This window comes from Massilia sp. P2_C2 (assembly GCF_056404615.1).
This window is the reverse complement of sequence record NZ_JBFUDR010000263.1, coordinates 1-8,806: the sequence shown is the minus strand read 5'-3', so window position 1 is coordinate 8,806 and position 8,806 is coordinate 1. Positions and strand designations below refer to the sequence as shown.

The window sequence follows — 8,806 nt, the reverse complement described above, 5'->3', positions numbered from 1 at the left end:
GTACTTGATCGTGATGGTGAGCGCCTGTGGCTACGTCGCGCTGACGGAAGCCAGACCGCGGCGCCAATGCTGGAGGATCAAGATGCCTTCGAGGCGCCGGCGGTCGCAAGCGATCGACGGCATGTAGGCTGGCTGGCCTTGTTTCCCAATCAGGGCGCTTCGTACTCCCAACCACTCTATCTGGTGGTGATGGATACATCCAATCACCTTCAACGCTTCAGAAGCGGCTTCGGGATGGTCTTCAAGTGGTGTTTTACCCCAGGGGGCAAAGAAGTCGTGTTTCAGTCCGCGTTTCCCCATGGTCCTACTCCAGTCGAGTTCGAGATGCGCCGCATCAGCGATGGAAGCCGGCTTCGCCGATTCACACTTCCTGAGAACGACCTTCGTGACGACGGTGATACCCCTCATAAACCTGTTCCCTCCTGGGTCAACTGCACGAGACGGAACTCCAGATGACAAGGGACGTAAAGCACACCATGGAATTCTCTTTAACTCCTGATGCGTTCTGGGGCATGTGTGGACCGGAATACGAAGCTACGATACGGCCTGCTGACCTGGTAAGTTTGTTCGGCTATCCCATCAATGATGGCGATGCTGAAAGCCTTGGCTCGTACGTCTTCAGTAGCCCATCGGGAGAAGTCGCGATCATTTATTTTCGCGCCTACGATTTCTCATCGTTACTTCTAAAAATATTCAAACGCAGGTTCTGGCGGTCGACCAAAACGTTTGATCTGACGATTGGCGCGGAGAATGCAAAAAATGCGACCTTGTTCTGCGAATGGCTCTCCGCGAAGGTGAATATGAGCTATCGTCGTCGCTAGTTTTCAGTCCGCTTGGTCACTCATTGAAGGTGCGCTTCAGGTTGGAAGCAGTCTCAGCCGAAGCACCACAACCGGCTGCAAGCGGACATACCGATACCCCAAGCATCAACAAGCAGGAGCTGATTTGTTTTCCAGGCTACTCGCCAGCATCGTCATCGCGTTTGTCATGATTCTCATTGCCGGGCTATCCGGTCTGAGCTTCCATGTTTGGCCTACCGGCTTCAACGACCGGAAACTGTCCGTGACGCCCGAGGTCCTTCAACGCTTACGGGATTTGCAGTCCGAGCGCAAATTCGGTGCTGACAGCGCCACTTTCTACCCTGGTGCGATGAGTGAAAACGAGAGGTTGAGGGCGCAGGAGGCCGTGGATTCCACCATTCGCACCCTCATCGCAGCGTTGCCTGAACATCCACAACGCTCGACAGTGCTGAGGGCAATGAAAGCCACCTTGGCCAACTTCGACACGCCGGAATCCGAAGAGCGCGATCAGCTCCTGGTGTACCTGACCAAAGTCATGCAGATTTGTGGCGTCGATAGTTCTGACGAGCTATTCAACGTCTGGCGTTATGGTTTTCCTTACGGCTGGTTTTTTTAGGAGAAACAGCTGCTGAAGAAGGTCAGTCAGTGATGACGAGGACGAACGAACGCATTGTCAGCGCCCCTCACAAACTTTTTCCCTCCTGGGTCAATTGCACGAGACAGAGCTTCAGATGACAAGGTACCAGCAACGTTTGCGGTGTTGGATCCAACGACCTCGCATATATACTCAGCAATACATGAGCCTGATTGCATCAGTTCTTGGCAAGTCTGCTACGGGTAGGTGAGGCGGTCGCACGCGGTGGCGAGAGTCTGCATTCGGGTCAGAAGCCGACGTCGTGTAATATCTTTTTAAACTCGAGAGCGCAGAAAATGAAAGAGGAATTGGCTTTCCAAACACTCGAAGCTTTCTTGTCGAAAGTGCCGGGAATTGTCGCTCCATTCGGCAGGGGCTTCGACGAAAACGGAGGCTGGTGGGTGAAGTTCTCACTCGACATCGACCATCCACTCGCTTGGAACGTGGTTCAGGAGTTGGCGCATGTACTGAACTATCTTTCGGTGAATGAACGGCTGCCAACAGTATTCAAGCCAGTTTCACCACCGCCATATCTTAACGGCGGTCCCCGTGATTTCCTATCTTGGGTGATCGAATGTTCGGATAGCGCATTCAAGCCTGGAGCCGCCGCAGAATGGCTTGAAGGGAGGCTACCCCAACCGGTGGATGACTTATCGCAATGGCAGGGCGATGATTAGTGCTTCGCGCTTCGTGATGGGGGCAAACGGCCAGGGCGGCAGCGTCCCCATTCCTCCCTGATCCTCGCTTCCCGCCGCCTGGTCCGCTCCGCCGCCGCATCCAGTTCCTCGGTGGTACGCGCCCGTCCGCCACGCCTGCGCGGCGACCAGCAATCGCCTGCATCGCACACGCAACCGGCCATGTCGAGCGCGGTATCGGCGGATATGCAGCCACCGTGTCCGTGGCAGGGCAGGTCGCACGGTACGTCGCAATAGCCCCGCTGATACTTCAGCTGCGGATGCGGCGGCGCCGACGCACGCGCACGCCCGTGCACGTGACCGCACAATTCAAGACGCCTCTGCAACAGCCCGAGCCCGCGCAAGAGGCCGAAACGCGCGATGACGGCATACCCATAAGCCGAGCAGCTGGCCCCGCCCGTGGCAACGCGCAGCGCACACGAAAACCCCTTGTGCGGCGAGATATGGCGTTGATAAAAACGGATCGCAACCAGCGCCAGCGCGGCGGCCGCCTTCATGTATGCAGGAGACGCCCGCCAGCAAACGACCAGTTTTCCCAGTTCGTTTCCTTGAACACGACCATCACGTTTTCCGGATCGAAGCCGCCCGCGCGCAGATGCTCCATCAGCTCGGCCAGCAGCTTCTTCTTGACCTTCACGCTGCGGCCGACCGACCACAGGATCTCGATCAGTACGAAGTCGTCCGTGCGCGTCGTCTGGACGTCGGGGTAGTGGGCATCGAAGCGGAAGTCGGCGGCGTCGAGTTCCAGCACGCGCTGGAACCTGTCCGTGTCGGGCACGCCGGTCGCGACGAGCGCGGCGTGGACGGCGGCGAGGACCTTGTCCTTGAATTCGGTGCTTTTCGGCTTGCGGACGGTGAGCGTGACGAACGGCATGCAGACCCCTCCTTGATAAGCGGTTATTCCTTCGAGACGGAATCCTCGTCGGCGTCGCCGGGCGGCGCGCCGGGGATGGTGTATTTCTCTTCGGCCCAGGCTCCCAGGTCGATTTGCTTGCAGCGTTCGGAACAGAAGGGACGGTATTTGTTTTCCGGCGTCCATTCGACCTTCTTGCCGCAGGTGGGGCAGGATACGACGGTCATGATGTGCTTCTAAAAATCGTGATCAGAAATTGCAGAGCGTGAGCTCGAACGGGATGTCTTCTTCCAGCGGCTTCGGCTTCAGGTCGCCGCCCTGCGTGGTGAAGCGGACCCACAGCATGTACTTGTTGGCGGAGATCTCGGGGATGGCGCCGAGGGACTCGTCCACCGCCAGGCGCAGCATCTGGTAGACCTTCCCCTGCAGCATCTGCTGGTAGCTGCCGGACGTGGCGATCAACTTGACGGGACTGCCGGAGTCGCGCAGCAGGCGCAGCACGAGGGCCAGCGCCTCGAACAGCGGGGCCAGCGGGGTGAACCAGTTCATGATGTCGGCGTGGCGTTGTTCGGCCGGGCGTCGCTGCCAGGCATAGTAGGAGGGCAGGTCGAATTCGCAGGCGCCGCCGGGGATGATCGTGCGGCCGCGGATGCTCATCAGCCATTCGTTGTCGCGCACGTTCTGCCCCGTCTTGCCCTGGGCGTTGACGAGGGCGTTGCTGACGGTGTCCAGCTCGGCCAGCACGGCGTCGAGCATGTCCTTGGCGACGGCGGGATTGCTGCGGTAGCTGAGCAGGCTCTGCTTCTGGCGTTCGAGTTCCTGCAGCAGGTCGGACTTCAGGTCGGCGCGGCCCGCCACTTCCAGCATGTCGAAAATCGTCGCGAGCGCAACGTGATGCTGCAGTGGATGTTCCTGCCCTACAAAGAATTTGAACTTTTCGTACAGGTCTTCCAGCCGCAACAACGTGCGTATCCGCTCGTTGAATGGGTATTCGTAGACGATCAAAATGACATCCTTATGAATGTAGGCTGGCTGGCAACGACGTGATTCTGAACCATCATGCACAAAATTACAAACGCTCGCTTGACTGTTGAGCCAATCTTGCCACTTCATCAAGATAAAACCGGTGCAGGCGCTCCACTTGCGGCAACAGGGCGTCGACGCCGGCGTCGTTGACGATCACGTCGTCCGCTTCTTCCAGGCGGCGCGCACGCGTCACCTGGGCGGCCATGATGGCGCGTACCTGGTCTTCGGCGAGGCCATTTCTCGCCATCACGCGCGCGACCTGCGTGGCTTCGGAACAGTCGATCGCGAGCACGCGCGCCACGCGTTCGCGCCACGTGCCCGATTCGATCAGGAGGGGTACGACGAAGATCGTATAGGGACCGTCCGCGAGCAGGGCGGCGGCGGCCGTCGCCTCGCGGATGCGCGGATGCAGGATGGCTTCGAGGCGGGTGCGTGCGTCGGGGTCGGAGAACACGAGGGCGCGCATCTTCGCGCGGTCGAGCGCGCCGTCCGGCGTTGCGTAATCGGGGCCGAATGCCGCGATCAGCGCGGGCATCGCGGCGCCGTGCGGTGCCGTCAGGCCATGGGCGATGGCGTCCGTGTCGATGACGGCGGCGCCGCGTGCGGCGAACAGGTCGGCCACGGTCGTCTTGCCGCAGCCGATGCCGCCGGTGAGACCCACCGCATACCGGGGGACGTGATGAAGGGTTGAAACGGTCGAGCCGGTTGTCTCCATGTGATCCTCAGGCCCGGCCGCAAGGCTAGACCAAGAAACCCTGCGCGTAGCGGGTCAGTGGTGTTCCGTACAAGAGTGCRATCATACCAGCCGCCGCGAGATACGGTCCGAAGGGGATGGGATTATTGCGGTCGCGCCGCGCGAACACGATCAGCGAAACGCCGACGAGGGCGCCGACGACGGACGACAGGATGATGATGGTCGGCAGCATCGCCCAGCCCATCCAGGCGCCCAGCGCGGCCAGCAGCTTGAAGTCGCCGTAGCCCATGCCTTCCTTGCCCGTGACGAGCTTGAACAGCCAGTACACGGCCCACAGCGACACATAGCCGGCCATCGCGCCGATGACGGCGTCGCGCAGCGGGACGATGGTGCCGTTCAGGTTGATGAGCAGGCCCAGCCACAGCAGCGGGTAGGTGAGATCGTCGGGCAGCGTCTTCGTGTCGTAGTCGATCAGCGTCATCGCGATCAGGAAGTACGTGAAGACGAGACCGGCCAGGCCCAGCCAGCCGCTGCCGAGATTCCAGACGAGCACGGCCGACAGCAGACCCGTGACGGCTTCGACGACCGGATAGCGCGGCGAGATCGGTGCCTTGCAGGCGCTGCATTTCCCGCGCAAGACGAGCCAGCTGATGATGGGAATGTTTTCCAGCGCCGTGATCCGGTGACCGCAATGGGGGCAGGCGGAGCGGGGCACCATCAGGTTGAAGCGGTCGGGGTGCGGCAGCTCCTTGCCGGCTTCGTGCGCGATGTAGTTGTCGAGTTCGCGCTGCGCCATCACGGGCAGGCGGTACACGACCACGTTCAGGAAGCTGCCGATCAAGAGGCCGAACAGGGCAGCGGCGAGCGTCGCGGCGAGGGTCGCCGGGGCGGCGAAGAGCAGGATTTCCGGTGGCATGGTGTCCAATGGGTAGTTGATTCCGTGAGTCAACTATTCTAGGGGTTTTCCCGTCGTTTGGGCAGCATCGCGCTGTGCCTGGTGTTGCGTGCCGGCCCGTCTGACGCAGGCCGGCGCGTCGTCACGCGGCCTGCAACGGCGTCAACCGGTCGAACAGGCGGCCGAGCGGCATCGGGCGGCCCGGCAGCCAGCCCTGGACGAGGGGGCAGCCGAACTGGCGCAGATAGCCCAGTTGCGCGTCCGTCTCGATGCCTTCCGCGATCACTTGCAGCTTCATGTGACGGCCCAGGTCGAGGATCGAGCGCACGATGGCGCAGTCGTCGCGGTCGAACGGCACGCCGGCCATGAACAGGCGGTCGATCTTGAGCGAGTCGATGGGCAGCTTCTTCAGCATCGACAGCGACGAGTAGCCCATGCCGAAATCGTCCAGGCCGATCCCGAAGCCGCGCCGGCGCAGCTCGTGCATGATGGCAATCGATTTGTCCGGGTGCTTCATCACGACACCCTCGGTCAGTTCGAGGCAGATGAGGCGCGGGTCGACGCCGGCGGCGGCCGTCAGGGCCACGAGCCGGTCCGGCAGGCCGGCGTCGATGAATTCCGGCGCCGCCATGTTGACGTGCACGCGCACCCTGTCGATGCCGGCCGCGCGCAGGCGCGCGAGGTCGCGGCAGACCTGGCGCATGACCCAGCGGCCGATGTCGACGATCAAGCGGCTCYGTTCCGCCATCGGGATGAACACGCCGGGCGACACGATCTCGCCGCCCGGCCGGCGCCAGCGGATCAGCGCTTCGACGGCCTCGATCTCCGTGCCCGAATTCGCGCAGATCGGCTGGTATTCGAGGAAGAATTCGTCGCGCCGGATCGCGTAGTGCAGGTCGGTCAGCAGGGCCATGCGGTGGCCCGCCTCGTCCGCCTCGCCGTCGGCGCTGAAGCGGCTGGYCAGGTTGCGGCCGTTGCGCTTGCTCGTGTACATGGCGGCATCGGCCGCGTGCAGCAGCTCGCGCGTGCAGCCACCGTGCTCGGGATAGGTGCTGATGCCGATGCTGGCCGACACGCTCAGTCGATGCTCGCGGTACACGAAGGGCCGGCGCGCGGCGTCCAGCACGGCCTCCGCGATGGCTTCCAGTTCATCCGGGCTGGCGCCGGGTACGGACAGCAGCGCGAATTCGTCGCCGCCCAGCCGGCCGATGCTCCAGCCGATTGGGGCCAGCGCACGCAGGCGCCGCGCGAATTCCGTCAGCACGACGTTGCCGGCTTCGTGGCCGAACGCGTCGTTGATCGGCTTGAACTGGTCGAGGTCGACGAACAGCACGCCGAAGGATTGCCCCAGCGGCACGTCGCGGCACAGCCGGTCGATCTGGTCGTAGAAATGGGCGCGGTTGGCCAGGCCCGTCATCTCGTCGGTCTGGGCGCGCACGCGGATGCGCTCCTGCTGCGTCATGCGCTCGAAGGCCTGGGCGATCATCGCCGAGATCGACTTGGCGAGCCCGGGCAGCTGGGCGTCGGGCTGGCGCAACTGCGCGCTGAAGAATTCGAGCACGCCGGGCCGCACGAGGCGGCCGTCCGAGGCGACGAAGGTCACGGGAAAGAAATAGGCCGACTGCAGGCCGCAGGCGCGCGCCTCGTCCGTGCGCAGCAGCTCGGGCGTGCCGCTGACGTCTTCGAGCCAGCGCGCCTCGCCCGCGGCCCAGACGGCGCCGACGAGTCCCTCGGCGGTCGTCACGTGGATGCGTGCGCTGGCCTGGCGGAACGGAGCCAGCGCCTGGCGCGGGGCCTGCCAGGAATAGCGGCAGCGCAGCAGCCCGTCCTCGTCCTCGTTCTCTTCGAGTGCCCAGAACGCGCCCCATTCCCAGCCCAGCTCCTCGCAGACGAGGCGCAGGATCTTGACGACGGCATCGTCGATGCTGTCGGTGCCGACGAGGTATTGCGTGAGCGTGAAATTGAAGCGTTCGCGCGCGGCCGCGTTGCGGGCGGCCGTGATGTCGAGCAGGATGCCGGAGGCGACCGTGTCGGCATCGGGCGTGTCGATCTGCTGCAGGCGCAGCCAGCGCAGTCCGTGGCCGTCCAGCCGTACGCGGAATTCGCAGTCGACCCCGTCGTCGCCGGCCATGATGCGGTCGAAGGCGGGGCGGACGGCCACGCGGTCTTCCGGCTCGACGCGGTCAAGGCAGGCCGCGAGCGAAGGTTGTGCTTCGATGCCGAGCAGGCCGGCGGCCACGGCCGACAGCGCGACGCGGCGGCCGCTGCGGTCGAGCCACCAGCGGCCGAGTCCGGCAACGTGGTCGCCCGTGTCGAAGCGGCCGGCCGCGTCGAGCGCCTCGTGCCATTCGGTGTGCGCCGAATGGAAAGTCATCTGGATGTTCTGGATAGTCATGAGTGCGACGAATGAATTCGGGGGCTGCACCAGAACCGGACGGGTTGGCCCGATTTGCACCAAGGAAGAGCGTCCGTGTGGGACCGCCGCGTCGCGTCCGCCCGCGGATCGCGCCGGACGCCCTCGTTGCCATCGTGGTGTTGATTTGCATATGGCAATGCAATTTGCGTGCCGGTCACTTGTGTGACTGGCTGGCACCGGTGCACGTGGCCGCGCCGGGCGTACGCCGGAACAGCCAGAAGTGTTCGTGGCGCTCGGCCGGGCGGGCGCCGTCCCACACCGGCTGCCAGGTCGCGTCGTCGCTGCAATGGGGCAGCTGGTGGGTCGCGCTTTCCAGCAGGATCAGCGTGCAGCGGGACGACGGCCGCACGTCGAGCCGCTCGGTGACGATGCCATCGTAGTAATGCAGCATCGCGCGTTCGCTCTCTTCGAGGCCGTAGCTGGCGAGGCAGGGCGCGTCGGGGCCGAGCGCGCGCTGCAGCGAGTAAAAAACCTGCCGGAAGGATTTGACTTCGTCGATCCACGGCATAAACAGCGTCGCCAGCAGGCACCAGCACAGCGTGATGCCGGCGACCCAGGTCTGTAGCGCCGCCTGGCGCGGACGGGACAGGAACATGAGCCACGCGGCGCCGGCCGTCGCGGCGGCGGCGCAGGCGAGCCGCACGGCGTCGAGGTGCCGGTCGGGATGCGGTGCCAGCTGGATCGCCAGCGCGTGCACGCCCAGCGGATCGGGCGTGGCGACGATATACGCCCACGCGAGCCAGATCAGCAGCGCGACGCCGCCGAACAGGAGGCGCGCGCACCAGCACCACGC

Annotated in this window: 11 protein-coding genes and 1 pseudogene; 4 read left to right on the top strand and 8 right to left on the bottom strand. The window is 63.7% G+C overall.

The annotated features are described in order from the left end of the window. The 4 genes from AC1DYX_RS23845 to AC1DYX_RS23830 form a co-directional block, all read left to right on the top strand. Positions 1-456 (top strand): hypothetical protein (locus AC1DYX_RS23845; protein ID WP_477263466.1); only part of this gene is annotated, 456 nt, incomplete at its 5' end. Between the two features lie 20 nt (positions 457-476). Continuing rightward, on the top strand, positions 477-821 hold the full coding sequence (locus tag AC1DYX_RS23840) for a hypothetical protein (RefSeq protein ID WP_477263464.1): 345 nt from the start codon (positions 477-479) through the stop codon (positions 819-821). A 124-nt stretch (positions 822-945) separates the two neighbouring features. Further along, positions 946-1,416 carry a DUF4844 domain-containing protein gene (locus AC1DYX_RS23835; protein WP_477263462.1) on the top strand — a complete coding sequence of 157 codons (471 nt, stop codon included), beginning with the start codon at positions 946-948 and terminating at the stop codon, positions 1,414-1,416. Positions 1,417-1,730: 314 nt separating this feature from the next. Continuing rightward, entirely contained in the window at positions 1,731-2,111 is a 381-nt protein-coding gene (locus AC1DYX_RS23830; RefSeq protein ID WP_477263460.1) for a hypothetical protein, read from the top strand. Here the strand turns inward: AC1DYX_RS23830 and yidD are convergent. From yidD to AC1DYX_RS23790, 8 genes and pseudogenes are all read right to left on the bottom strand, one after another. After that, positions 2,108-2,626 (bottom strand): membrane protein insertion efficiency factor YidD, encoded by a 519-nt coding sequence (gene yidD, locus AC1DYX_RS23825; RefSeq protein WP_477263458.1) that lies wholly within the window; start codon positions 2,624-2,626, stop codon positions 2,108-2,110. The two genes, AC1DYX_RS23830 and yidD, sit on opposite strands and share 4 nt — an antisense overlap. After that, positions 2,623-3,003 carry a tautomerase family protein gene (locus tag AC1DYX_RS23820; RefSeq protein WP_477263456.1) on the bottom strand — a complete coding sequence of 127 codons (381 nt, stop codon included), beginning with the start codon at positions 3,001-3,003 and terminating at the stop codon, positions 2,623-2,625. The genes yidD and AC1DYX_RS23820 overlap by 4 nt, the downstream gene beginning before the upstream one ends. Positions 3,004-3,026: 23 nt before the next feature. Next, a complete protein-coding gene (yacG, locus tag AC1DYX_RS23815) occupies positions 3,027-3,209 on the bottom strand; it encodes a DNA gyrase inhibitor YacG (protein WP_091667516.1) in 183 nt (60 codons plus the stop codon). Positions 3,210-3,231: 22 nt separating this feature from the next. Next, on the bottom strand, positions 3,232-3,987 hold the full coding sequence (gene zapD / locus AC1DYX_RS23810; protein WP_477263453.1) for a cell division protein ZapD: 756 nt from the start codon (positions 3,985-3,987) through the stop codon (positions 3,232-3,234). A 64-nt stretch (positions 3,988-4,051) separates the two neighbouring features. Then, positions 4,052-4,723 (bottom strand): dephospho-CoA kinase, encoded by a 672-nt coding sequence (coaE, locus tag AC1DYX_RS23805; RefSeq protein WP_477263451.1) that lies wholly within the window; start codon positions 4,721-4,723, stop codon positions 4,052-4,054. A 25-nt stretch (positions 4,724-4,748) separates the two neighbouring features. Further along, complete coding sequence (locus AC1DYX_RS23800) at positions 4,749-5,618, bottom strand: prepilin peptidase (RefSeq protein WP_477263449.1); 870 nt, start codon at positions 5,616-5,618, stop codon at positions 4,749-4,751. Between the two features lie 121 nt (positions 5,619-5,739). Beyond that, positions 5,740-7,971: a putative bifunctional diguanylate cyclase/phosphodiesterase gene (locus AC1DYX_RS23795; protein ID WP_477263447.1), complete on the bottom strand. Its 2,232-nt coding sequence runs from the start codon at positions 7,969-7,971 to the stop codon at positions 5,740-5,742. A 196-nt stretch (positions 7,972-8,167) separates the two neighbouring features. Then, positions 8,168-8,806: pseudogene (locus tag AC1DYX_RS23790) on the bottom strand (hypothetical protein); the annotation flags it as partial.